This window comes from Cetobacterium somerae (assembly GCF_022430525.1).
In the GTDB taxonomy this organism is placed as follows: domain Bacteria; phylum Fusobacteriota; class Fusobacteriia; order Fusobacteriales; family Fusobacteriaceae; genus Cetobacterium_A.
Window position 1 is genome coordinate 158,417 of the sequence record NZ_CP092520.1, and the last position, 26,880, is coordinate 185,296.

Genomic DNA, 26,880 nt, shown 5'->3' on the forward strand with positions numbered 1-26,880 from the left:
TTAAGAGGAGTTTTTACTCCTCTTAAATTATAGTGAGGTGAAGAAATGGATATAAAAGCTCTTTCTGGAGTACAAAGAACAAAGGAATTTTTAGGTAAAAGCGTGAAGAAGCAAAATCCAAATATAATTTTAGATATATTTAGAGAAGATTCTAATTATAAAACTTTTGGAGTTAAAGAGACTAGTGAGATAAGTGATAACATCATAAAAAAGTTATTAAAGAAAGGTTATTCTTGGAACACAATTGATAGTTGTACAGATAGAGGAAGAGCTGTAGATCTAAATCTTTTAAATCCAATAACAGGAAAACTTATGATTGGTTCATCTAGTGGAACAGCGATAAATGTTTTATATGGATTAAACACAGTTGGAGTTGGAACTGATGGGGGAGGCTCTGTGCTTGGCCCAGCTATAGGCTTAAATCTATATTCAGTTTTACTTTCTGGAGTTGGACTTAAAGGAAGAACAAATAAAAAATCAACAGATTCTATAGAATTTACACCAGGAGTTGGATTTATAACTCAAGATTTTACTGAATTAGAAAAAGTTTGTGAGATATTTTTAACTGAACCTCAAGAGATTATAAAAAAATGCTGCGTTATAGATTTAGATATTGAATGCTATGGAAAATTAAAAAAAGGTTATGAGATAAATATTTTAGAAAAACAAGAAAAACTTTATGAAAGAGATATTATGATAGAGTTTTTAAAAAATACTTTTAAATCATATAGTGCGCTTATATATTTAGAAAAAGATGTGGAGCTTTATGGTTTAGGAGACTCTGTCTTTGGAGTTATGGGAGAGAAAGCTAAAGAGATTCAAAAAAATTCAAATAAAGGATTTTTAAAAGTTTTAAATATGTTAAATTGTTCAGCTATAACTATTCCAACAGGAGATATAGGAAGTGCAATTGTTATAGTTGTACCAGAGGGCGAGATATATTTGAAATCTTTACTAGAGATATCTAAAGTTTTAAATGAGGATAAAAGGCCAAAACTTTATAGAGAGTATTTTCTAAACTATCCATTAAAAGAGATAGATAATCGAGATTTTAAAATTTGGAGGGAAAATGATTAAAGATATAACATATATGCATGAACATGTAACAATAGATCTCTCTAAGGAGAAAAATAATATAGATTGTAAATTGGATACCTTTGATATAACGAAAGAGGAGTTTTTAAGATTAAAAGAACTTGGAGTAACTAGAGTTGTAGATGTGAGTAATGTTGGTATTGGTAGAGATGTGGATTATGTTATGAAAATGGAGGAGGCCACAGGACTAAATATCTATATGTCTACGGGGTATTATAAGGAACCTTTTTTGCCAAAAGAAGTTGAAGAGTTAAGTGTTGAAGAGCTTGCTAAAAAAATGATAGATGATATAAAGATTGGAATAGATGGAAAAACTAAATGTGCAACACTTATAGGAGAGATTGGAACAGGATTTGAAATTATGACTGAGCTTGAAAAAAAAGTTTTCCACGCAGCTGCAATTGCTCAAAAAGCCACAGGAGTTTTTATAACAACTCATACAAGTTTGGGGAAATTAGGGCATGAGCAGTTGGATTTTTTAGAAAACTTAGGTGTAGATTTAAATAAAGTTATTTTAGGACATGTAGCGTTGAGTGGTAATTTAAATTATATAAAATCTCTTTTAAAAAGAGGAGCCTATGTAGAGTTTGATACTATTGGTAAAAATAACTATCTTCCTGATGAAACTAGGGTTGATTTTATAAAAACACTTTGTGAAGAGGGATGGAGTGAAAAATTATTAATGTCAGTTGATTTAACAAGAAGATCTCACTTAAAAACAAATGGTGGAATTGGGTATGCATATCTAATTGAAACTTTTGTTCCTATGCTAAAAGAGGTTGGGGTAAAAGAGAGTGATTTAAAAAATATGTTGGTAGAAAATCCAAAGAGAATTTTAGGAGTTGAATGAAAATGAAAACATATCCATTGGAATCTATAGGAATAGAAGTAGCAAAAGAGAAGCAATTTAAAATGATAGATATAATAACAAAATATTTTCAAGGCCATGAAGTTTTAACAAGAGGAGATCTTGGAGTTGTAAAGGGATTAAATAAACCTGTTACTACTGAAAAAGCTGAAAAAGTAATAGCTGAATTTTTCGATTGTGAAGCAGCAGTTCTTGTAAGAGGATCTGGTACTGCAGCTATAAAATGGGGACTTTATAGTATTTTAGGTGAAAAAAGAGAAAGAAAAGTTTTAGTTCATAAAGCACCTGTTTATCCTACAACAGATGTAACTTTTAAAATGATGGGTGTGGAAAAGATAGAGGCTGACTTTAATAATTTAGATGAGCTAAAGGAAGTATTAAAAAATAACAATTTTGATGCAGCTTTAGTTCAATATACTCGTCAAAAAATTGATGATTCATATGATATAAAAGAGGTTATTACAGAAATAAAAAAATATAATACACCAATTGTGACAGATGATAATTATGCTGTTATGAAAGTAAATAAAATTGGAAGTGAATTAGGAGCTGATCTTTCAGCATTTTCAACTTTTAAACTACTTGGTCCAGAAGGGATTGGATGCGTAGTTGGTAAAAAAGAGTTTGTTAATAAAATTATTAGTAGTAACTATTCTGGTGGAGGACAAGTTCAAGGACATGAAGCTCTTGATGTTTTAAGAGGATTAGTTTATGCCCCTGTTTCACTTGCTATTCAGGGTGAAGTAAATGATAAGTTACATAAAATATTTAATAGTGGAGAGATAGAATTTATTAAGGGTGCTTACCTTGTAAATGCTCAGTCGAAAGTAATAGTTGTAGAGTTAAAAGAAAATATTGCTGAGGAGATGTTAGTTCATGCTGAAAAACTAGGAGCACTACCAAATCCTGTGGGAGCAGAATCAAAGTATGAGTTTTCTCCGCTTTTTTATAGAGTGTCTGGAACATTTAGAGCTACAGATCCAACTTTAGAAAAAAGAATGATAAGAATAAATCCGAATAGAGCTGGAGTTGAAACGATAGTTAGAATATTAAAAGAGAGTTATAAAATAGCAAAAGAGGTGAAATAGTGTGTTTATAGATATTGTTCAGAAAAAAAATCCAGATTTGATAAAGGTAGCAATAGAGCTTCATCAAAAGGGTGAAATATTACCAGATACATACGTTTTAGATGTGGATGCTATTTTAGAAAACGGAAGAGCTCTTTGTAAAAAAGCTGAGGAAAATGGCATTAAACTTTATGCTATGACAAAACAATTTGGAAGAGTTCCATACTTAGCTAAAAAATTAGTGGAGATTGGATTTGCTGGAGTTGTAACTGTAGATTTTAAAGAAGCTCTAATTATGATGGACAATGGAGTTAAACTTGGGAACGTTGGTCATCTAGTTCAAATCCCATCGTCACTTATAGATAAAGTTGTAAGACATAGTCCAGAGATTATAACAGTTTACTCTTTAGAGAAGATAAAAGAAATAGATGAAGCTGCTAAAAAATATGGAAAAGTTCAAGATATTATGCTAAGAGTTTTAGAAAAAGATAGCAAAATATATTCTGGTCAAAGTGGTGGATTTTATTTAGATGATATAGAAGATGTAGCTAAAGAGATTTTGAAATTGAACAACGTTAGAATTAATGGTTTAACATCTTTCCCATGTTTTTTATATAATTGTGATAAAAATATAATAGAGGGTACTAAAAATATTGAAAGTATAAAAAAGGCAGAGAGAGTATTGAAAGAGTTAGGAATATTTGTAGAGCAACTGAATATGCCTTCAGCAACTTCTTTAGAGAATATTGAAAGTATAAAAGCTTATGGAGGAACTCACGGAGAACCAGGGCACGCTTTAACAGGAACAACGCCATTTAATAGCAGAAATTTAGAAGGAGAGATTCCGGCAATTGTATATGTTTCTGAAATATCTCATAATTTGGACTATAATTCTTATTGTTATGGTGGAGGTCATTATAGAAGATCTGGAATGAATAGTGTTTTAGTAGGTAAAAATATAAAAAAAATGAGGAGATCACCAGTGGAGGCTCCAACTTTAGAAAGTATAGATTACTATTTTGAATTATGTGGCAATAATAATGTTGGAGAAACAGTTATTGGAGCATTTAGAACACAGATATTTGTAACGAGAAGTAGTGTGGCATTGGTTGAGGGAGTCAAAAGTAGTAATCCAAAACTTGTAGGTGTGTATGATAGTTTAGGAAGAGAGATGTAGATATGAAAAGATTTGTGGTGTTGGTATTAGATAGTTTTGGTATTGGGGAAATGAATGATGTAAGAGTAGTGCGACCGCAAGATGTTGGAGCTAATACATATAAAAGTGTTTTAAAATATAATCCAAAGTTAAAGATACCTAATTTAGAAAAGTTAGGTATTGCTAATTCTGCAGAATTGGAGATAGGAAATATAAAATTTTCAAAAGAAGCTGTTTATGGAAAAGCAAATCTTAAGCACTTTTGGTGCGATACTTTCTATGGACATCAAGAGCTTATGGGGACTTATCCAAAGAAACCTAAAACTGAACCTTTTTATGAGGCTATAGATGAGGTGGAAATAGCTTTAAAAAACTCGGGATATTCAGTAAAAAGATTTGGGTCACCAAGAGAGGTATTGATAGTAGATGAATGTGCCACTGTTGGAGATAATTTAGAAGCAGATTTGGGACAGGTTTATAATATAACAGGTGCACTAGATTTAATAAATTATGAAGATCTTTTAAAGATAGGAAAAGTTGTTAGAAGTGTTGTAAAGGTACCAAGAGTTATAACTTTTGGTGGAAAAAACGTGAGTATTGAAGACGTAAAAAATGCGTATGAGTGTAAAGATAATCTTTTTGGTGGAATAAATGCACCAAAATCTGGAGTATATAAGAATGGTTATCAAGTGCAACATATGGGATATGGAATAGATAGTGAAGTGCAGCTACCAAAAATTTTAGAAGGTGTTGCAAAGACAATATTAATAGGAAAAGTTGCAGATATAGTAGAGAATCCTAAGGGGAAATCTATTTTTGGTGTAGATAGTGATAAGATTATGGATAGGTTGATAGAAGAGATAAAAAATAATAATAATGTTTTCATTTGTGCAAATATCCAAGAGACAGATTTAGCAGGACACCAAGAGGATGTAGAAAGATACGGGAATAGACTTGAAGTTGTGGATAGAAAGTTAAAAAAGGTTATGGAGTTATTAGATGAAGATGATATATTTATTGTGACTGCAGACCATGGAAATGATCCAATGATTGGACACTCTAATCATACAAGAGAAAAAGTACCTATTTTAGTTTATAAAAAAGGTTTAAGTTCAAGAGAAATAGGAGAGAGAAGTAGTCTTTCTGACATTGGTCAAAGTGTAGCAGAGTACTTTGGGCGGGTATTACCTGATAATGGAGAATCATTTTTAAAAAAGTTGTAGAGAGCACTACAACTTTTTTTATTTTACTATTTATTTTAATCCAGCTTTAACTTCATCAGCCATTTTCTGTGTAGTTTTTATTCCACCAGTTGCAGTGTACCAAGTTTCAGCATCTAAGAAAATAATGTTTCCATCTTTATAAGCTTTTGTTGCTTTTATAATGTCATTATCAAAAGCTTTATTAGCTGATACATCTCCACCGTTTACAGCACTTCTATCTACAACAAAGATATAATCAGGATTTTTTTCTAATAAATACTCAAAGTTTATTTTACTTCCGTGAGTTGAAACAGCAACCTCATCAACAGGTTTAAATCCAAAGTGGTCAAAGATTATTCCAAATCTTGATTTTAATCCATATACTGATAATTTTCCATTGTTTGATAAAACTACCACAGCATTTAGATTTTTATTACTTACATTTTCTTTGATTTCATTTAAATTGTTTTCGATTACTGTTAACTCTTTTGTTAACTCAGTCTCTTTAGAGAATATATCTCCCATAGTTTTAGCATTAGTTTTAAGAGCTTCTAAATAGTCATCACCAGTTGTTGTTAATCCAACTGTTGGAGCTATTTTTGATAGTTGCTCATAAAATGGTTCCTGTCTTCCAGAGATAATAATTAAATCTGGTTTCATTTCATAAATTTTTTCTAAGTTAGGGTCTTTTAATCCACCAACGTTAATATATTTTTCGTCGCTATATTTTTCTAAGAATTTTGGTAAACTCTCTTTTGGTAATCCTATGATTTCAACACCTGTAGTATCTAACATCTCAACGATTCCATAATCAAATACGATAACTCTCTTGGGGTTTTTAACAACCTCTGTTGTTCCCATTACATGGTTTATAGTTATTTTTTCTCCAGTTATTGCCTCTTTATCACTAGATGTTAGGTAGAAAAATGAACCTACACAGATTGCGACTACTACAGCTAATAAACCTAATATTTTTTTCATTTTCTCCTCCTAGAAGTACACACATATATTTTTTTTATTTATCTCTTCAATATGAAATGGCATCTCATAAAGTTTTTCTAATTTATCTTTTACAACTACATTTTGAGTTTCATCCATATGTTTTAATTTTCCATTTTTCATTGCTAATATATAATCTGAATAAACAGATGTAAAGTTTATGTCGTGCATAACTATAACAATGGTTTTATTGAAATCTTTTACAAGTTTATGTAAAATTTTCATCATAGCTACTGAACTTTTCATATCTAAATTGTTTAGTGGCTCATCAAGTAGTATATATTTTGTATTTTGAGCAATTGTCATAGCTATATAAGCTCTTTGTCTTTGACCTCCACTTAACTCATCTAAATACTTATCTCTAAACTCTCCAAGATTCATATATTCAATAGCTTCTTCAATGACTTTTTTATCTTCACTGTTTAGTCTCCCACCACTATGAGGAAATCTTCCAAAGGATATTAATTCATACACTGTAAGTCTTACATTTGTGGTATTCTCTTGTTTTAGTGTCGCAATTGTTTTAGCTAACTCAGCTTTATCCCATTCAGCAATAGCTTTTCCATCTATCTTTATTTCACCAGAATCTAAGGGAGTTAATCTACTAATCATATTTAACAAAGTACTTTTACCAGCTCCATTTGGTCCTATGATACAAGTTATTTTTCCCTCAGGAATATCTGTTGTAACACTTTCTACAACAAACTTTGATCTATATGATTTACTTACATTTTTTATCTCAATCATTTTATCCTATTCTCCTTTCTTTTAATAAAATCCATAGTAGATACATTCCACCAACAAAGTTGATAACTGTTCCTACAGGGAAACTATTATTAAATATTTTTTCTACAATTAGCTGTCCTATAATTAAGGATAAAATACTCATAAAAATAGAAGCGACAACTAAATATTTATGCTTATAAGTTTTTAATAACTCTTTTGATATATTAACTGTTAAAAGTCCTAAAAATACAACTGGTCCAACAAGAGCTGTAGATATAGAAACTAATAGTCCTACTATTGTTAGATTTTTTCTTAAAAGTTTTTTATAATCTAATCCTAAATTTATAGATTGACTATATCCTAAGCTCATAACGTCTAAAGTTCTCATATCTTTTCTTAACCAGAAAAATACAAGGGTAACAATAAAATAAGCTATTGAAAGTAGTGTTGTATTAACTCTATTGTAACTTGCAAATAAACTACTTTGTAAAACTAGAAATTCATTTGGATCCATTATCATTTGAATTCCATTAGATAAACTATCTAAGAAAGTTCCCACAATCATTCCGATTAAAATCATATAAAGTAGTTTTCCCTTACTTTTACCCCTAAAAAACTTTTGAAGAAAGATACTAACAGCAACCATAAGTCCAACCGTTATAAAAAACTTTGGAATTGGTGTTGTAAGCAAAGGTACAGTTCTTCTAAATAGAAATATAGTCATTGTTTGTAAAAAAACATACATAGAATCAAGTCCCATAACACTAGGAGTTAGAATTCTACTATCTGTAACTGTTTGGAAAAGTAGTGTTGATATAGCAACACAGGTTCCACTTAGAACTATTGCTAATATTTTTATACCTCTTGTTGATATTAAGTATCTAAAGTTATTTTTGTTAACACCTACTAAGAGAAAAAATGCCGCTGCTATTAACAAGGCTAAGAGAAGACCTAGTAGGATATTTTCCATCCTTTTTTCATTATTCTTCAAAATTTAACCTCCTAAATATCATAGCTAAGAATATCCCACTTCCGAATACTCCTGTTATCATTCCAATTGGAATCTCATGTGGATATATAATCACTCTACCTAAAATATCACATAGAAGTAAGAATAAACTTCCTAAAGCTCCAGTTATATAAAGGTTTTTCGATAAGTTATCTCCGAAAAATAGAGACACTATATTTGGAATAATTAAACCTAAGAAGGGTATTCCACCAATTGTTATCATAACTAATGAAGATATAAAACATACTAAGATTAATCCTATATTTACAATAGTTTTATAGTTAATTCCTAAATTTACTGCAAACTCCTCTCCCATTCCAGAGATTGTAAATTGTTTTGAATAAAAGAAAGCGATTAAAACTAAAGGAATTGTGATATATAGAAGTTCGTAGTTACCTTTTAGTACTCCTGAAAAATCACCAAAAAGCCAACTGTTAATACTTTGGATTAAATCTCCTTTATATGCAAAGAACATAGTTATAGAACTAAGTATTCCACTGATCATCATACCAATAAGTGGTACTAAAGCGTTGTCTTTTATTTTTATTTTTCTTACTATTCCCAGAAAAAGAAATGTTCCTCCCATGGCAAATATCGATGCAATTAGCATCTTAAATATAATTGATTCCCTTGGGAAAAAAAGTAAAGCTATTAAAATCCCTAATTTTGAGGAGTCAGCAGTTCCAGCAGTTGTTGGAGAAACAAATTTATTCATAGTAAGTTGTTGCATAATTAAACCACAGATGCTCATTCCAAATCCCGCAGTTATTATACTTATGGTTCTTGGAATCCTACTTAAAAATATTATATTGTTACTATTTGTACCCTGAACAAAAATATCAGAGAGATTTACTGTTGCTACGCCTGAAAAAATAGAGATTATTGATAGAAAAATGATAAATGCTGTTATTATAAAGTTTTTCATTTAATCTCCTTGTTCAATATTTTGTTTTACAAAATAAATTATATCAAAATATTATACTTTGTCAACGATAAACTTTATTTAACAAAATATTTATAAGGTTGTAGAAAGTTAGGATGACATTATAGAAGGTTTACTAAATATGTATAAAAAGGTCTATAAAAAGGTATGTTTGTATATAATTGAATTAAATATGTTTACTAAACCCCAAAAAATGAGTTAAAATTGAAGAAAACGATATTTACTTAAACACGATAAGAAAATATACTTAGGATACAAAGGAGAAAAAATGAATTTAAATAAGAAAAAAATACTAATTACAATTTATAAAAATGGAGCTAAAAGTAGAAAAGAACTTTCAGATATTTTAGGAGTATCTAAAACTATAATTGGAAGGTATACGAAGCAACTTATAGAAGATAATATTTTAATAGAAGAAAAGGAAAAAATAAAAGGGGTAGTTGGGAAACCACAAATAAAATTAAACTTTAAAAAAAATTTTGGAAAAATTTTAGGAGTTCATTTGAGTGATAAAGAAATAAGAGGTGGAATTGGAAGTTTATCGGGTGAAATATTAGAATTTAGTTCAATAAACTTAGAAAAAATATCGGCAGATTTAGTTTTAGAAAATTTATTGAAATTAATTAAAAAATTTATAAAAAGATATAAAGTAGAAGTTATATCATTGGGGATGAATGGAGTTGTAGATAATAAAAATGGGATATCTATTTTATCAGTCTACTATAATTGGAAAAATGTAGAATTAAAAAAAATTTTAGAAAAAGAATTTAATATTCCAGTAATTTTAGAGAATGGAACAAACTTAATGGCACTTAGAGAAAAAAGAAATGGACTAGGAAAAAAATTGAAAAATTTTATAATTTTTAATATAGATGAAGGGGTTGGTGCTGGAATAATTGTAGAAGAAAACTTGTATAGTGGAACAAAATTTGAAGCTGGAGAAATTGGTCATGCTCCATATGATTATTCTGAAAATGCACCGATATGTAGTTGTGGTAATAAAGGATGTCTTGAAACATATCTTGCTAATTGGCGAGTAATAGAAAGAGTTTATAAAGAGAAGGGAATAGTTCTTAATTATGAAGAGATAATTTACAGAGCAAATAAAGGAGAAACATATTTTTATAATTTAATACTATCTTTAGTAAAAGCGATTTCTCATGGAATTTTATGGACAGAATATCTATTAAATCCAGAGGGAATAATAATAACGGGGAAAATAACAGAGTGTAAAGATTTCTTTTGGAAAGAAGTAGAAAGAGTTTTAAATAATAATCTTTTAAATAAAGATAAAAAAATCTGTTTATTAAAATCAAAGTATGAAAAAAATGCAATTTTAGAAGGAGCAATTTTTTTTGGATTAGACTATTATTTTAATGAATAGATAAATAAAAGGAGGGTATGATGACAAATTTTAATTGGTTTCTTGATGGAGGATTAGTTGGATTTTATATTCTACTAAGTTTAATTGTGGGAATTTTTATCAAAAAATATGTTAGAAATGTCAATGATTTCTTAGTTGCAGGAAGAAGTGTTGATTTGCATGTGGGGATGGCATCATTAGCAGCAACAGAATTTGGAATAATAACATGTATGGCGGCAAGTCAGTTAGGATATAGATATGGATTTGCTGGAGCAACTGTGGGAATAATAATGACAATAGTTATGTTTATCGTGGGAAAAACAGGATTTTGTATTGAACCGTTAAGAAAAGCTGGTGTTGTGACAATTCCAGAATTTTTTGAAAAAAAGTTTGGGAGTAGAGTTAGATGGGCTTCTGGAGTTGTAATTGTTTTAGGTGGTCTATTAAATATGGGAGTCTTTTTAAGAACTGGAGGAGAATTTTTAGTTTATGTAGCAGGGTTAAATCCAAAATATTTAGAAATAACAATGACAGTTTTATTAATAATTGTAGCGTTATATACAATATTGGGTGGAATGTTATCGGTATTAGTAACAGATTATATGCAATTTTTATTGATGAGTATTGGACTTATATTAACTACATTTACAGTATTTATAAAAGTTGGATGGAATAAATTATTTGATACAGTTATAACACAATATGGAGCAGGAGGAATAAATCCGTTTGTACATCCTAAATTAGGGTGGCAATATGTTTTATATACAACACTAGTGTTAACGGCAACAGTTTTAACTTGGCAAACAATGGTTTCTAGAGTTCTATCAGCAAAAGATGAAAAAGTCGCTAAAAAAATGTATACTAAAACAAGTATATTTTATATTGTAAGATCACTAATTCCAGTACTTTGGGGCGTTACAGCATTAGTTTTAGTGAAGTTAGATGCAGTAGGTGGAAATCCATTATATGCAATGCCAAAAATGTTATCAGTTTTATTACCTAGTGGAATAATAGGACTTTTAGTAGCGGCAATGCTTGCAGCTGACATGTCTACAGATTCTTCATATCTTTTAGGATGGGCAAGTGTAATTTATAATGATATTTTAGTAATATTTCATAAAAACTCTTGGTCAGAGAAAAGGGCTATATTTATAAATAGAATTTTAATAGGAATAATAGGTGTATTTCTGTTACTGTATGGATTATGGTATCCATTAAAGTCAGACTTATGGATTTATATGACGTTAACAGCAACAATTTATTCTGTAAGTGTGTCAACACTTTTAATAGCAGCTTGTTATTGGGAAAAAGCTAATGATTGGGGAGCTTTTGCAACAATAATAATTGGTGCTTTAATTCCAGGTGGTTTTTTAGTAGCACAGCAAATTCCAACTCTTAGTCCAATAACAGATGCAATAGGGCCATATTATTCAGGGATAGCATCGTTTGTTTTTGCTTGGATTGCGATGGTTGCCGGTTCTCTTTTAAAAATAGCAATTAAAGAAAAGGATGGAATTTTAGAGGAGGAGATAGCATGACAAATATTTTAGTTGGATTTTGGAAATTTCTAATATGTTTTGGTTTAGTTTGGTATGTCATAACAATAGGAATTGTGGGAGTAAAAGGATTTAAAAATATAAAAACAATGCTTGGAGGAATAAATGCTAGGGAAGAAAAGTAATGTTATTTTTGTTATAGCAGATGACTTAGGATATTGGGCTTTGGGAAGTTATGGAAATAAAGATGCAATAACTCCGAATTTAGATAAGTTGGCTCATGATGGAAAGAAATTTGAAAATTTTTTCTGTGCATCTCCAGTTTGTTCACCTGCAAGAGCGTCTATTTTCACAGGGAGAATACCATCTCAGCATGGAATACTAGATTGGTTAGATGAATGGGAGAATGGAACAACAACAGAGGAGTATTTAAAAGGTCAAAATACATTTGTAGATATTTTATCTAAAAATAATTATACTTGTTGTATGAGTGGGAAATGGCATATGGGAGCCGCAGAAAAACCTCAAAGTGGGTTTAAGTATTGGTATTCTCATCAAAAAGGAGGAGGACCGTATTACAATGCTCCAATGTATAAAGATGGAGAGTTAATTTATGAAGAGGAGTATATAACTGATAAAATAACAGATTACGCACTTGAATTTTTAGAAAAACATTCGAACGATGAGAATCCATTTTTTTTAAGTTTGAATTATACTGCTCCTCATTCACCATGGAATTCTAAAAATCATCCAAAAGAGTTGTTAGATTTATATGAAGGCTGTGAATTTTTATCCTGTCCAAGAGATCCTTATCATCCTTGGAAAATAGTTGAAACATTTGAAGGAAATGAAGAAGAAAGAAAAGATGTTTTAAAAGGGTATTTTGCAGCATTAACCTCTATGGATTTTAATATAGGTAGAGTCTTGAAGCTTTTAGAAGATAAAAAAATATTGGAGGATACTTTGATAATTTTTACAAGTGATAACGGAATGAATATGGGACATCATGGAATCTTTGGGAAAGGAAATGGAACAAGTCCACTAAATATGTATGATACATCGGTAAAAATTCCATTTATAATGTATAAAAAAGGAGAGTTTATTCCAGAAGTTGTAGATAAGTTATTAAGTCACTATGATATAAGGCATACAATTTTAGAATATCTAAAATTAAATGATTATTTAGATGTTGGTGTAAAATATCCAGGAAAAAGTTTTAAAAGTATTTTAGAAAATAAAAGCAACGAAGAAAAAGGGCATATTGTGGTTTATGATGAATATGGTCCAACACGAATGATAAGAAATGATAAATTTAAATATATACACAGATATCCTGATGGACCGTATGAATTTTATGACCTACAAAAAGATCCTGACGAAAAAATAAACAACATAGACGGCGAAGAATATTTGGATACTATAAAAGAGATGAGATATGAATTATTAAGTTGGTATTCTCAACATGTAAATCCAGAAATAGATGGAGCTATGTTACCGGTATATGGTGGTGGTCAAAAAAAACTTGCAGGTAAATGGGGAAAGTATGATCAAAATGCTTTTGGAAGATATAGCTCTAAATATATTTTTACAAGTGATGGAGAATTAAGAGAAAAAGTAAAAGAAATTGAAATAGAAAACAAGATACAATAGTAAAAAGTTGCAGGTTATTTTCCTGCAACTTTTATTTTTTAGAGGGAAGTATGTTAAAAGAAATAGTTAAATGGTTTAATAAAGAAAAAGGATTTGGAGTAATAATTTTTTTAAATACTGTTATTAGCGAGTGGGGAAATTAATTGACAAAGAACTGCATACACTATAAAATATAATATAAAAACTAATTATATAACAAAAGGAGAGATTCATGTCTTGGTGGAAAAATTATAAAGAGGATTTTATACTGATGTTAGAATATATTGAATCTATAAAAAAAAGAAGTGATTTGACTCCTTTCTTTAAGGATTATAGAACAGAAACTATGATAAGAATGGTTTTTGAAAGCAATACCATTGAAAATGAAGGGTTAGATCTAACTGGTACAAAAAGATTATTCTCTGAAATATTTCAACCATCTTTCATAAAATTTGAAAGTAGTAAACCAACTTATAAAAAAGATATTGATATGACTAAATCTATAATAGAAGATATAAAGAAGTTAACAGAAAATTTAGATATAACAGATTTTAATGATAATAAATTAGTAATATATAAAGATAAGAAAAAAGAGTTTATAACTACTTTAAATCACCTAACTTTAATTTCTGCTATAGATATTATCTTTAGAGAAAGTGAGAATAAAGCAATAGACTATAATAATCTATTTAATTCAGAAAATTTAAAAGACTTTCATAATATATTAAGCAAAGGATTAGATAACAATAATAATGGACTTCCTGGAGAATATAGAGTTGATGGAGCTTGTATAGATATGGATACAATATTTTTACAACCCTCTTTAATTTCAGAAGCAGTAGAAAAATCAATAAGAGATCTTTTGGTTAAATTAAAAAGTGGAAGTAATATCTATTTAGAAACAATGCTATTTGTTGCTAAATTTATTAAAATTCATCCTTTTGGTGACTGTAATGGAAGATTATCTCGAATAATTTTAAATTTATCTTTCTTATATAGTGATGTTCCATTTTACTTAATACTTAGAAGTAACTCTAGAGATAAGAAAAAATATATTGAGGCTATGAAAGAGTTTTATCAAAAAAAGAAAATTTCAAAATTTATATCTGTTGTTTCTAGAGCATTTCTAAAACAAATAGAGGAAATCAATGATAATTTAGAACTAGCAGGAAAAGATATAATAGAACCTTTAGAATTATCTAAAGAGTTTAAAGAAAAGATAGAAAAAGAGCTGAGTTTGTATTGAATTATATGCGCCCTTAAAAAAGTAAAAGTTGTAGAAATTATTCTACAACTTTTTTAAATTAATTTTTTTTATACAATATAAAAGCATCATAAGGCTTTAAATTTAGAGTTCCATTATTGTTGATAAATTCAGTATTTGAAAGAAGACACTTGTATTCATTAATATTTTCATTAGATAAATTAATAGTTTTTTCCTCACCAAAGTTTGTAATAACAATGATATTTTCATTTTTAAAAATTCTTTTGTAAACATATACATTTTTCTCTTCTAGTAAAAGAGGCTTGAAATCACCATGAGAGATGACTCTATATTTTTTTCTAATTTGTATAAGTTCTTTATAATAATTTAAAATACTATTTTTATCATCTATTTGGGATTTAACATTAATATTTTTGTAATTCTTGATAACCTTAATCCAAGGATTAACTTCACTAAAACCAGCGTTTATAGTATCGTCCCACTGAACTGGAGTTCTTCCGTTATCTCTAGAACGAGCTTGGATTACCTTTAGGGCCTCATCTTCTGTTAGTCCTTTTTCTTTTAAAATTCTATAGTAGTTATGAGACTCAACATCTTTAAAGGTTTCAATATCTTCAAAGTAAGAGTTGGTCATTCCAATCTCCTCCCCTTGATAGATATAAGGAGTTCCTCTCAGACAATGAGTTAATGTTGCTAACATTTTAGCTGATTTATTCCAATTTTGTTTGTCATCTCCTAATCTAGAAACAACTCTAGGTTGATCATGATTACACCAGAAAAGTGCTGTCCAAGCTTGATTATTTTGCATTCCCAATTGCCATTCATTTAAAATTGATTTTAACTCTTCAAAATCTGGAGCTTGTAAACTCCATTTATCTTTATTTTTATAATCTATTTTTAAATGATGAAAATTAAATACCATAGAAAGTTCATTTTCATTTTCACCAGCGTATTTAACACAGTTTTCAAGAGTTGTAGAAGACATTTCTCCTACAGTTATAATATCTTTATCATCACCAAAAGAGTCAATATTTAATTCTTTTAAATATTCATGTATTTTAGGACCATCAGTATAGAATCTTCTTCCATCTCCCCAATTATCATCTTCGTATATATATGGTTTAGAAATAAGATTAACAACATCAAATCTAAATCCTTTAACACCTTTATTCATCCAAAATTTAACTATTTTTTTCATTTCATCTCTAACTTCAGGATTTTCCCAGTTAAGATCTGCTTGAGTTTCATCAAATAAATGGAGATAGTGCATTCCAACTTCTTTAGAGTACTTCCAAGCGTTTCCACCAAATTTTGACTCCCAATTAGTAGGAGGGATTTCTGGATTTTTACTCTTTTTAAAAATATAATAATCTTGGTATTTTTTTTCTCCTGCTAAAGCTTTTTTAAACCACTCATGCTCTGTTGAAGTATGGTTAAAAACCATATCTAACATTAATTCTATTCCTCTTTTTTTAGATTCTTTAATTAACATATCAAAGTCATCCATAGTACCATAAGTAGGGTCAATATTGTAGTAATCTTCAACATCATATCCATTATCTTTTTGTGGAGAGATAAAAAATGGTGTTATCCATAAATAATCTACCCCTAAGTATTTTAAATAGTCTAATTTTTCAATAATTCCTTTTAAATCTCCAATTCCATCATTATTACTGTCTTTAAATGATTTAGGATATATTTGGTATACAACTTTATCTTTAAACATTCTCTTTTTTCTCCTCTTTTCTTAAAGAAATATTCATTATTGCTATAAATAATGAACCTATAAATATTGATAAGATGTAAATTGGCCAATTTTGAACTGCAAACCATCCATAAAATCCAGATATTGGAAGAGGATTGTTTGCACCTAGGTAAACAGCTAAAGAAGCAGCTAAAGCAGAGCCTAAAATAGTTGATGAAATAACTTTTATTGGAGATTCAATGGCAAATGGAATTGCCCCCTCTGTAACACCAACTAATCCCATTAAAATAGCTGATTTTCCAGCTTCTTGTAAAGCTAAACTATATTTCTTTTTAGATAAAATAGTTGCAAATCCTAATCCTAAAGGAGGAACAACAATTCCTATCATTGCAGCAGTATTTGGAACAGTTATTCCCGAAGCTACTAAAGCTAGGGCTGTTGTAAGAGCAGCTTTGTTAATAGGTCCTCCTAAATCAGCTCCCATCATTCCACCGATAATTGCAGCTAAAATTAGTCTATTAGAACCATTCATTCCCATTAACCAAATTTCAAGGGATTTATTTAAAGTTGCAACAGGATCTCCAATTACATAGATAATACTTAATCCAGTTATCAAAACTGCACAGATAGGTGCTATAAATATAGATGTAACACCTGAAGCGAATACCGGTAATTTTACTTTTTTTATTATTATTTTTGTAGAATAACCAGCTAAAATACCTGCGACAAGAGCTCCTAAAAATCCTGAGTTAGAGTCTGCAGCGAGTAATCCTCCAACAAATCCAGGAGCTATAGCAACTTTATCACCAATAGCAAAGGCTACATATCCACCGATAAAAGGTAACATTAAACTTAAAGTTTTTCCGCCAAGTTTATCTAAAGTATGAAGTAATCTAACTAATGGTTCACTAGATTGAGCATAAGAACCATCCCAAATATTTCCAATTTCAAAGAAAGAAGCTCCAATTCTGGATAATCCCATAATAACAGCTCCAGCAACAACTAAAGGAAGCATATAAGAAATCCCTGTTAAACAAGCTCTTTTAATTTCTTGAAGGCTAAACAGTTTATTAGAATTTTCATTTTTATCATCAGTATTATTTTCAGATTTTATTTGATTAGCTTCAATAATTCCATCAGGATTATTTAGAGCTTCTAATATAGTTTCTTTACCTTTTTTTAGTGGTGCAGCAACTCTTGTTTGTATATATTTTTTTCCAATAAATCTTTCTTTTTCTTTAACAGAAACGTCAGTTGCGAATATAATGACATCAGCTTTTATTATAAGCTCTTCAGAATGTCTTCCCTCAATTCCACGAGCTCCTTGTTTTTCTACACAAATATTTATTTGTAACTCTTTTGCAGCTTTTTCTAATGCCTCAGCAGCTAAGTAAGTGTGAGCAATTCCAGTAGGACATGCAGTAACAGCTAAAACCAATGGTTTATCTTTAAAATATCTATTTTCATTAGTATTTTCGTTTTTTTCCTCCTCAATAGAATAAACTATATTTAAAAGTTCTTTAGTAGTTTGAGAATTTTGTAAATCTTGTATAAACCCTTCTTTCATAAAAGAAGTTGTAAGTTTACTTAAAATTTCAATATGACTTGATCCCTCTTCTTTTTTAGGAATTGCAATTAAAAAAACTAAATTAACTTCATTATCTTCATCAACTGATTCCCAAGTGGAAATAGGATTTTTCAATCTAGCAATGGCAATAGATGCCTCTTTTACACATTCATCTTTTCCGTGAGGAATGGCTAATCCTTCTTCTAATCCTGTAGGTGATGATAGTTCCCTTTCTATAACTGTTTTATAAAAAATCTCTTTAGAAGTAATTCTTCCGTTATCATAAAGTTTATCAACTAAAACTTTAATGATATCTTTTTTATCTTTTAAATCAAGATTTAAAAGAACTAAATTTTCGTTTACTAAATTTTTAAAATTCATGTGTTTCTCCTTTTAATTAAAACTTTTTGAAAAAATTTGATTTAATACCCTATAAATTAGAGTATCAATTTTATAGTAATTTGTAAATTTTCTATTTTTTTCAGAAAAAAATGAATTTTTTTGTTATAAAAGTACGTTTTTTGATTCTTTAGTGTTATAATTAAGTCAGATTGATTTATTTTTATGAAATTAACAAGTTATATTTTTTCATTTTTTTTTGAAAAATAAGGAGGAAAAAATTAATAAAAGAATTATTTCTATTTTAGAATTACTAATTAAGCAAGAGAAAGTTATCACTATCAAGGAATTGAGTTTAAAATTAGATGTTAGTGATCGAAGTATCCGTTATGATTTAGAGACAATAAATGAATATTTAGAAAAAAATAGTTTATCAATCATTAATAAATTGAGCAAAGGTAGTTTAGAATTTCAAAAAACTTCTTTAATGGAATTATTAAAAGTATTTAACAACACAAACTCTTTTTCTAAAAGTGAATATCGAGAGGAACTAATTCTTATTAAAATAGTTTTTGAAGAAGAGATTAATATATCTGATTTATGTGAAGATTTTGATTTGAGTCGTTCTAGTATAAAAATGACTTTAAAAAATAGTGAGGATATATTATCGAATTATAATTTAAAATTAGTTTTAAATCCTCAAAAAGGTTTGAGATTAGTTGGAGAAGAAGAATCTATTAGAAAGATACAATTGAAGTTGTTAAATCAATTTAAATATAACTCTGAAATAATAGATTTTAAATTAGAATTTTTTAGAAAAAGCTTAAATAAATACTTTAAAAATATAAATATTAATCAAGTTAAAGTGTTTATTAATTATTTAATCAACTCTCTTAATAAAGTGATTTCTGATGAAGCATACAATATTTTAATTAACTACACATTTGTAATTATTAATAGATTAAAATATAAAAACTGTTTAAATGCTTGTAAAAATGAAAATTTTTTTTTGAATACACTAGAGTATCGTCTTGTAAGTAAAGCAGTATCGTTAATTGAAGTTTCGGAAAATATTAGTTTAAATAGATATGAGCTTATTAAATTTACAGATTATCTTTTAGGAAGTCATAGTTACTCAACAAGTTTTTCGATATATGAAAACTGGATAGAAATAGAGATTTTAGTAAAAAAGATAATCAGATATTTTTCTGAGGCGATAGAAATTGATTTAAATAGTGACAATATATTATTAGAAGGGCTTATTAATCATATAAAACCAACTATTTATAGAGCAAAAAATAATATTGAACTAGAAAATTCGATAGTTAATGAATTTTTAAAAGTTGATAGAGTTATTTTTGAAAAAACTAAACTAGCATTATCTTATCTTGAAGATTTTTTAAATAAGGTTATTTCCGATAATGAAATTGCATTTATAGGTGTTCATTTTAAATCAGCTATAGATAGAAATAAGTCTATAAAAAAAGAATTGAAGAATCTTTTAATAGTTTGCGGATTGGGATTTGGAACATCTAAATTAATTGCTCAACAAATAAAAAATAGATATGATGTCAATATAATTGGAACGATTCCATTGAATCAATTAGATAAATATTTGGAAAATAAAAATATAGATATCATTATTACAAATATAAACAATATAGATATAAAATATTTTAAATTCCCAGTTATTGTAGTAAATACTTTATTAAATGGAGAGGATTTTTTAAATCTTGATAAGTTAGATTTTCCAAAATATGAGAAAAAAATAACTCTAAGTAATCTTATGAAAATTATAAAAGAGGAAACAGAGATTAAAAATGAAAAAATTCTTATTAATAAATTAAAAAATGAGTATGATGATTTGATAATTGATGATTTAAAAGAAAGTTATAAGCCGTTATCCTCATTTTTATTAAAAGAGAGTATTTTCTTAGACTGCAATGTGTATACATGGGAAGAGGCAATTAAAGCTTCTGGAGGATTATTAGAGAAAAATAATTGTATTTTGTCATCATATACAGAGGACATGATAGAAGCTATAAAAATTAATGGTTCCTACATAGTAATGGATAATTTAGTGGCCTTACCTCATGCTAAAAATAAAAATAATGTATTGAAAACAGGGATGTCATTAACTATATGCTCATCACCTGTTGAATTTCCTGGAAAAGTATTTGCGAAATATATACTAGCTTTTTGTTCATATGATGGAAAAGAGCATCTAGATGCTTTAGTGCAATTTGTAGAGTTATTAAAAAAATATGAATTTGATAAAATTTTATCAACTACACAATCTCAAAAGAAAATAATAGATACAATTAAAAAGTATGAGTTTCTAAGTAATTTTGGTAAGAAGTAGATTGATGAACTTAAAACTTGTCTTGATGTGAAAAAAGTGTTATTATATATCGAAAAACACACACAGGGGGATAAAAAATAAATGAATAAAAGAATCATACTACTAGCAGCATCGCTACTAGTTTTAAGTCAAGCAACACTATCAAAGGAACGTACTTTTTTAACAAAGGCCAATGGGTATTCTGGTGAAATAAAGTTAGAGGTTATAGCAGAGGGACAAGAAGTGAAAGATATAAAAGTTGTATCACACAATGAAACAGTTCCTGTTATGACAAGAGCGTTTCCTATGCTAAAAGAGAGAATTTTAGAGGCTCAATCACCAATAGTGGATAGTGTTTCTGGAGCAACACATACATCTACAGCTATAAAAAGAGCGGTAAATGATGTCTATAAACAACTAGGAAAAGATTATGGAAGAATTACAGCAAGAACAAAAGGACCTGAGTTACCAGTTGCCTATTTAGAGCCTGTATCTACAGATCTTGTAATTGTAGGAGGAGGACCAGCTGGATTAGCAGCAGCTATATCAGCAAAAGAGAAGGGTCTAAAAAATGTAATTTTAATTGAAAAAATGGATATGCTGAGTGGTAATGGAAAGTTTGATATGAACTTCTATGATTTAATAAATTCAGAGGCTCAAAAAGCTAATGGGATGAATGATACAGTAGAAAGTTTAATAAAGGACAACACAAATCCAATGGATACACCAGAGCGTACAAAAGCTCAAGCTGAAGGAGCCTTTGTTTTAGATAAATGGTTAAGAGAGATGGGGATTAAATTAAATTACCATTATGGAAAAAGAGGGCACATGGCTGAAAAGAATGTGTATGCTGGTGAAGTTATACAGGATAAAATGGAAGCTAGAGCAAAAGAGTTAGGAGTAGATATTCGTACTTCAACAAAAGGTTTAGATTTAATTATAAATAACGGTGTTGCAACAGGAGTAAAAGTTCAAAATAAAAATAATTTTTATGATATAAATGCAAAAGCTGTAGTAGTTGCAACAGGTGGATTCTCAGCTAATCCAGAGTTATTGGCAAAATATGCTCCAGGAACAGAGAAATTACAGCACTCAAATCAAATTAGTGCGACAGGAGATTTAATTCCAGTATTTGAAAAAAATAATATTCAATTAGCTAATTTAGAAGTAATGAATCTGATACCATTTATTTTAGGATCAACAAGAGATTTAGCAGGTCCTAATGGTGATGGAATGATGTTAGTTAATATAAATGGAGAGAGATTTACAAAGGAACATATAACTAAAGATGAAAGAATGGATATGGCTAAAAAGATGTTAGCTCAACCAGAAGCCAAAGTATTCTATGTATTTGATAAAAAGTTATATGATTCAAGCTATCGTTTACAAAAACATACAAAAAAAGGATACCATTTAGTTGCGAACTCAATAGAGGAGTTAGCAGAGAAAATGGGAGTGCCAGTGACAACATTTAAAGAAACAGTGGTAACTTATAATAAAGGAGTACGTGGAGAGGTAAAAGATCCATTTAGAGAGGCTAAAGCAAAAAGAGAGTTTGATATGAGTGGACCATTCTATGCAGTTTTAGTTGAACCAGCTGTTCATATGACAAGAGGTGGAGTTGTAGCTAACGAGAAAACTGAGGTTATTCAAAATAATGGAGAAATAGTTAAAGGGCTTTTTGCAGCTGGAGAGGTAACAAGTACAAGTGCGGCATATAGTGCTTCTGTAATATTTGGACGTGTAGCTGGAGAAAATGCAGTAAAGTTTATAAATAAAAAATAGAAATAAATAAGAACCACGAAAGTGGTTCTTATTTTATGTTCTTATGAATAAAATCAATTAGGTGTAGTTCCATTTCATTTAAAATTTTATCTTGTCTGTAAACTACCGCAAATTTTCTGAAGATTTTTTCCTCTTTTATTGAAAATACATTTAAATCTTTTTTCCAATCTCTATGATTTAGACTCATTTTTGAAGCAAAACCAATTCCTAAACCAACATTTACAAATGATAAGATGCTTTCTTGTGTTTCAGCTTCTAAAAATATTTGTGGAAAGAGATGGTTATTATAAAATAATAAATCTATTTTTTCTCGAGCCTTAATTTTTTTAGAAGGAAGTATAAATTGTTCATTTTTTAATTTTTCTAAAGAAATTTCACCATTTTCTGAAAGATTAGAATAATATTCAGTTTTAGGTGTTATTATGTAAGTTTCTTCGTCATAAAATTCTTTAAAAGAAAGGTTTTTACTAGTAAAAGGTAATGACATTATTGCGATATCTATATCACCTTTCTCTAAAAGTTTCTCTAACTCTTTAGCATACTTTTCAACTATAAATAATTTGAGATTAGGATATAGCTTTTTCATTTGAGAAAGAATATTCGGAAGTATATAGGGACTTCTAAAAGGAGAGATTCCTATTTTTAAAGTTCCAGAAAATACTTTAGTACTACTATTTATATCTCTTATCATTTTAGCTTTTAAATTTAATAATTCTTTAGCATTTTTTATAAAAATTTCTCCTGCTATTGTTAATTTAATAGGATATTTATCTCTATCAAAAATTTTCATATTGAGTTCATTTTCAATAGTTGATACATATTGACTTAGAGCTGGTTGAGATATAAAAAGTTTTTTAGCAGCTTTAGAAAAACTTTTTTCCTCTGCGATTACTATTATATAGTTCAGTTTATTTAAATCCATAAAATCTCCTTTTAAAATTTATATAAAATATTTTTATATAAACTGTAAACTTTATTAAAATATCTTATAAAGATTATATAGTATTTCCTATTGGATAATCAATAAAAAAGAAAGTATAATATATTGTATACAAAGTAGAAAATTTATAAAAGGAGTGAAATTAAGGGGATGTTTAAAAAGAGTTTAATTATGTTGTCTTTAGTGTCAAGTTTAGTTATGGCGTCTAAAGAGGAGTTTGTAGGAAGTGGAAAAGGGTATAACGGTGATATTAAGGTTAAAGTTTCTGTAGAGAATAAAAAAATAACTGATATTGAAGTGGTTAAACATGAAGAGTCTGGATTTACAAGAAGAGCTATGAAAAAAATTAATGACGAGATTTTAAGCTCACAATCATTAGATATTGATAATATAGCAGGTGCAACTTATACAAGTGAGGGAATAAAAGAAGCTGTGGGAAAAGCGATTGCTTCATCAGGAGTGATATTAAATAAAGTTGCTAAAAAAGCTACGATAAATGAAGAGTTAAAAGACTTGGAAACAGATATTGTTGTTGTAGGTGGTGGTGGAGCAGGACTTTCAGCTGCTATTGCTGCAAAAGAAAATGGAGCTAGAGTAATTTTATTAGAGAAAATGCCTATGGTTGGAGGAAATACTAATTATGCTACAGGAGGAATTAATGCAGCAGATACAAGTATTCAGAAAAAATTAGGAATAGAAGATTCAGCTGAATTATATTATAACGATACAATGAAGGGTGGTAAAAATCTGAATAATCCATCTCTTTTGAAAAAATTAACAGAAGAATCTAAATATGCTATCGATTGGTTAATTTCTAAGGGAACTGATTTAACAGAGGTATCATTTTCTGGAGGACAAAGTGTTAAGAGAATACACAGACCTACAGGAGGAAAAGCAGTAGGACCTGTTATAGTTGATGCATTAAATTCTACTCTTGAAAATATGGGAGTTGAAACTAAAACAAACAATAAAGTAGTAAAAATTTTAATGGAAAATAATAAAGTAAGTGGAGTATTAGTTGAAAATAATGGTAAAGAATATAAGATTAATGCAAAAGCCGTTATTATGGCAACTGGTGGATTTGGAGCAAATGCCGATATGGTAAGTGAATATAATCCTAAGTTAAAAGGATTTGGAACAACAAATAACCCTGCAATTACTGGTGAAGGAATAAAACTTATTCAAGAAGTTGGTGGAGATCTTGTAGATATGGAGCAGATTCAAACTCATCCAACTGTTGTACATCAAACTTCTAATATGATTACAGAGAGTGTAAGAGGAGAGGGAGCGATTCTTGTAAATAGAGATGGAAAAAGATTCATAAATGAGTTAGAAACAAGAGATGTTGTTTCTAAAGCTGAGTTAGAGCAAAAAGGAAAATCAGCTTTTCTTATTTTTGATCAACAAACGAGAGAGAACTTATCTGCTATAAATGGTTATGTAAAAAAAGGATTAACTAAAGAAGCTAATAATATTTCAGAATTATCTAAAATTATTGGAGTAGATTCTAAAGAGTTAGAAAAAACAATAACTAGATATAATAGTTTTGTTAAAAATGGAAAAGATTCGGATTTTGGAAAAAAAGGACTACCTAGAGAGATAGTAAAAGCACCTTTTTATGCAATAGAAGTTTCACCAGCAATACACCACACAATGGGTGGAGTTAGAATAAATGAAAATGCAGAAGTATTAGATAAAAATGGAGATAAAATTCAGGGACTTTATGCAGCAGGAGAGATAACTGGTGGAGTACATGGTGGTAATAGAATTGGAGGAAACGCTGTTACAGATATAATTGTATTTGGAAAAATAGCTGGAGAAAACGCAGCGAAAGAGGTAAAAAATTAACATCTAAAGTAAAAGCAATCTAAGCTCAAATAATATGAGTTAGATTGCTTTATTTTTTTATGTTTAGATATAATTTTTTGCAAAATTATAAAGCGTGAGGTATATAAAGTTATTAGAAAATTAAAATAGAAATAATTGAGGGGGAATATATGCCAATAGAGAGAAAAAAATCTATTCGTGAACAAGTTTATGAATATTTAAAAGAGGAAATTGTAAATGGAAAAATAGAGGAGGAAAGTAGAATCGTAGAGGAAGAATATGCACTAAAGTTAAATGTAAGTAGAACTCCTTTAAGGGAAGCGATTAGAATGCTTGAATTAGAAGGGTTAATCGAGGGAAGAGAAAAGGGAGGAGTAGTAGTTCCAAAAATAACAAAAAAAGATGTGGAAGAGGTAATAAAAATAAGAATGGCCTTGGAAGCTGTTATTTTTGAAGAGATATTTGAAAAAGTTACAGAGCAAGATATAAAAAAATTAGAAAAAAATATAAATAAAGTGGAGTTAATAATACAGGATGAAAAAGAATGTTTAGAAGTATTTAAGTATTTTTCTGAATTCAATAAAACTCTTTATAATATTGCAGATTTGCCAAGAGTTGTAAATTTAATTAACAATTTGAATTTATATTTAAAAAAGTTTAGAAAGATTTCTATCGAAAATGGCAATAGAAGATTAAGTGCTCACAAGGATCATGTTAAAATGGTAGAGTTTATAAAAAAAAATAGGAAAAAAGAGATAGTAGATTTAAATAAAAAACATTTAACCGAAGCAAAAGAGTTTTTAATTCAACAACTAGAAATGAGAGATAGAAAGAGTTCTTAAAATATTTTTCCTTGCTAAAACTCCTAAAAAAAAGTATTATATTACATATAATATAACTAGGAGATTATAATTCATGAGAAAAAGTAGTAGTGATAACATCTATGAAACAATAAAAAATGATTTATTAGTTGGTGAGATAGATTTTGGAGATAAAATTGTAGAGATTGACTATGCTAATAAATTAAATGTAAGTAGAACTCCTTTAAGAGAAGCCATAAAAAAACTTGAAATAGAGGGGATAATAGAAAGATTACCTAATGGTAGGTTAAGAGTTATGGAAATTACTCCACAAAAAATTGACGAGATATTTGAAATTAGAATTTGTTTGGAGGGAATTTTATTTAATTCGATTATAAAAAATAAAACAGAGATTGATAGAATCTATCAAAATCTTATTTTAACAAAATATCTAATAGATACAGAAAACTGGAGTGAAGTTAGACGATTGTTTTTAGAGTATAATTCTCTTGTTTATTCTGCTTCATCTTTAGAGTATGCTGTGAAAATTTTAAGACATTATGATTTTATTATTTCGGCATTAAAAAGAAAGTCTTTAAAAAATGAAAGTAGAATTTTAAAGGCTTATGAGGAGCATTTTGAAATTATAAGTTTATTGAAAGAGAATGAATTAGAAAAAGCAAAAGAAGCGAATAAAATTCACTTGTTAAATGCAAAAGAGGGTGTAAAAAATGCTATCAAATAAATTGGTAGCATTTTTTTTATACAAAAAATTTGACAAATTAAAAAAAAAATAAT

At 28.7% G+C, this 26,880-nt stretch carries 22 protein-coding genes; 15 read left to right on the forward strand and 7 right to left on the reverse strand.

The window, feature by feature from the left end; translation table 11 throughout:
* Positions 1-45 precede the first annotated feature (45 nt).
* From MKD34_RS09785 to MKD34_RS09805, 5 genes are read left to right on the forward strand one after another with little or no spacing between them, the layout of a single operon-like run.
* Positions 46-1,077: an amidase family protein gene (locus tag MKD34_RS09785; RefSeq protein ID WP_240221196.1), complete on the forward strand. Its 1,032-nt coding sequence runs from the start codon at positions 46-48 to the stop codon at positions 1,075-1,077.
* A complete protein-coding gene (locus MKD34_RS09790; protein WP_240221198.1) occupies positions 1,070-1,945 on the forward strand; it encodes a phosphotriesterase family protein in 876 nt (291 codons plus the stop codon). Before MKD34_RS09785 ends, MKD34_RS09790 begins: the two co-directional genes overlap by 8 nt.
* Positions 1,946-1,947: 2 nt before the next feature.
* On the forward strand, positions 1,948-3,051 hold the full coding sequence (locus MKD34_RS09795; protein ID WP_240221200.1) for an aminotransferase class V-fold PLP-dependent enzyme: 1,104 nt from the start codon (positions 1,948-1,950) through the stop codon (positions 3,049-3,051).
* Position 3,052: 1 nt separating this feature from the next.
* Entirely contained in the window at positions 3,053-4,207 is a 1,155-nt protein-coding gene (locus MKD34_RS09800; protein ID WP_240221202.1) for a YhfX family PLP-dependent enzyme, read from the forward strand.
* Positions 4,208-4,209: 2 nt separating this feature from the next.
* Positions 4,210-5,409, forward strand: a complete 1,200-nt coding sequence (locus MKD34_RS09805) for a phosphopentomutase (RefSeq protein WP_240221204.1) — start codon at positions 4,210-4,212, stop codon at positions 5,407-5,409.
* A gap of 30 nt (positions 5,410-5,439) precedes the next feature.
* Here the strand turns inward: MKD34_RS09805 and MKD34_RS09810 are convergent, their stop codons facing one another.
* The 4 genes from MKD34_RS09810 to MKD34_RS09825 are packed head-to-tail and all read right to left on the reverse strand — an operon-like array spanning position 5,440 to position 9,047.
* Positions 5,440-6,369, reverse strand: coding sequence for a siderophore ABC transporter substrate-binding protein (locus MKD34_RS09810; protein ID WP_240221206.1), 930 nt, complete (start codon positions 6,367-6,369; stop codon positions 5,440-5,442).
* A 9-nt stretch (positions 6,370-6,378) separates the two neighbouring features.
* Positions 6,379-7,134, reverse strand: coding sequence for an iron ABC transporter ATP-binding protein (locus MKD34_RS09815; RefSeq protein WP_240221208.1), 756 nt, complete (start codon positions 7,132-7,134; stop codon positions 6,379-6,381).
* Between the two features lies 1 nt (position 7,135).
* Positions 7,136-8,104 carry an iron chelate uptake ABC transporter family permease subunit gene (locus MKD34_RS09820; RefSeq protein ID WP_240221210.1) on the reverse strand — a complete coding sequence of 323 codons (969 nt, stop codon included), beginning with the start codon at positions 8,102-8,104 and terminating at the stop codon, positions 7,136-7,138.
* Complete coding sequence (locus MKD34_RS09825) at positions 8,094-9,047, reverse strand: ABC transporter permease (protein WP_240221212.1); 954 nt, start codon at positions 9,045-9,047, stop codon at positions 8,094-8,096. Before MKD34_RS09825 ends, MKD34_RS09820 begins: the two co-directional genes overlap by 11 nt.
* Positions 9,048-9,333: 286 nt before the next feature.
* Here MKD34_RS09825 and MKD34_RS09830 point away from each other — a divergent pair, with 286 nt between their 5' ends.
* The 5 genes from MKD34_RS09830 to MKD34_RS09850 all read left to right on the forward strand — a co-directional run bounded on the left by MKD34_RS09830 (position 9,334) and on the right by MKD34_RS09850 (position 14,799).
* A complete protein-coding gene (locus MKD34_RS09830) occupies positions 9,334-10,449 on the forward strand; it encodes an ROK family transcriptional regulator (protein ID WP_240221214.1) in 1,116 nt (371 codons plus the stop codon).
* A 20-nt stretch (positions 10,450-10,469) separates the two neighbouring features.
* Positions 10,470-11,966: a sodium:solute symporter family protein gene (locus MKD34_RS09835; protein ID WP_240221216.1), complete on the forward strand. Its 1,497-nt coding sequence runs from the start codon at positions 10,470-10,472 to the stop codon at positions 11,964-11,966.
* Positions 11,963-12,109 (forward strand): hypothetical protein, encoded by a 147-nt coding sequence (locus tag MKD34_RS09840; protein ID WP_240221218.1) that lies wholly within the window; start codon positions 11,963-11,965, stop codon positions 12,107-12,109. Before MKD34_RS09835 ends, MKD34_RS09840 begins: the two co-directional genes overlap by 4 nt.
* Entirely contained in the window at positions 12,090-13,574 is a 1,485-nt protein-coding gene (locus MKD34_RS09845) for a sulfatase-like hydrolase/transferase (RefSeq protein WP_240221220.1), read from the forward strand. Before MKD34_RS09840 ends, MKD34_RS09845 begins: the two co-directional genes overlap by 20 nt.
* A gap of 211 nt (positions 13,575-13,785) precedes the next feature.
* Positions 13,786-14,799 carry a Fic family protein gene (locus tag MKD34_RS09850; protein WP_240221222.1) on the forward strand — a complete coding sequence of 338 codons (1,014 nt, stop codon included), beginning with the start codon at positions 13,786-13,788 and terminating at the stop codon, positions 14,797-14,799.
* Positions 14,800-14,857: 58 nt separating this feature from the next.
* On the opposite strand, the gene treC is transcribed toward MKD34_RS09850, so the two are convergent.
* On the reverse strand, positions 14,858-16,504 hold the full coding sequence (treC, locus tag MKD34_RS09855; protein ID WP_240221224.1) for an alpha,alpha-phosphotrehalase: 1,647 nt from the start codon (positions 16,502-16,504) through the stop codon (positions 14,858-14,860).
* On the reverse strand, positions 16,497-18,431 hold the full coding sequence (locus MKD34_RS09860; RefSeq protein ID WP_240221226.1) for a fructose-specific PTS transporter subunit EIIC: 1,935 nt from the start codon (positions 18,429-18,431) through the stop codon (positions 16,497-16,499). The genes treC and MKD34_RS09860 overlap by 8 nt, the downstream gene beginning before the upstream one ends.
* 307 nt (positions 18,432-18,738) lie before the next feature.
* On the opposite strand from MKD34_RS09860, the gene MKD34_RS09865 reads away from it, so the two are divergent.
* Both MKD34_RS09865 and MKD34_RS09870 read left to right on the forward strand, forming a co-directional pair.
* Positions 18,739-20,751, forward strand: a complete 2,013-nt coding sequence (locus tag MKD34_RS09865; protein ID WP_240221228.1) for a BglG family transcription antiterminator — start codon at positions 18,739-18,741, stop codon at positions 20,749-20,751.
* 81 nt (positions 20,752-20,832) lie between these two features.
* Positions 20,833-22,515 carry an FAD-binding protein gene (locus MKD34_RS09870; RefSeq protein ID WP_240221236.1) on the forward strand — a complete coding sequence of 561 codons (1,683 nt, stop codon included), beginning with the start codon at positions 20,833-20,835 and terminating at the stop codon, positions 22,513-22,515.
* Between the two features lie 28 nt (positions 22,516-22,543).
* Here the strand turns inward: MKD34_RS09870 and MKD34_RS09875 are convergent, their stop codons facing one another.
* Positions 22,544-23,437, reverse strand: coding sequence for a LysR family transcriptional regulator (locus MKD34_RS09875; RefSeq protein ID WP_240221238.1), 894 nt, complete (start codon positions 23,435-23,437; stop codon positions 22,544-22,546).
* A gap of 168 nt (positions 23,438-23,605) precedes the next feature.
* Here MKD34_RS09875 and MKD34_RS09880 point away from each other — a divergent pair, with 168 nt between their 5' ends.
* From MKD34_RS09880 to MKD34_RS09890, 3 genes are all read left to right on the forward strand, one after another.
* A complete protein-coding gene (locus tag MKD34_RS09880; RefSeq protein ID WP_240221240.1) occupies positions 23,606-25,303 on the forward strand; it encodes a flavocytochrome c in 1,698 nt (565 codons plus the stop codon).
* A gap of 149 nt (positions 25,304-25,452) precedes the next feature.
* Positions 25,453-26,124 (forward strand): GntR family transcriptional regulator, encoded by a 672-nt coding sequence (locus tag MKD34_RS09885; protein ID WP_240221241.1) that lies wholly within the window; start codon positions 25,453-25,455, stop codon positions 26,122-26,124.
* Positions 26,125-26,197: 73 nt separating this feature from the next.
* Positions 26,198-26,827 carry a GntR family transcriptional regulator gene (locus MKD34_RS09890; RefSeq protein WP_240221243.1) on the forward strand — a complete coding sequence of 210 codons (630 nt, stop codon included), beginning with the start codon at positions 26,198-26,200 and terminating at the stop codon, positions 26,825-26,827.
* The last annotated feature ends 53 nt before the right edge of the window (positions 26,828-26,880 follow it).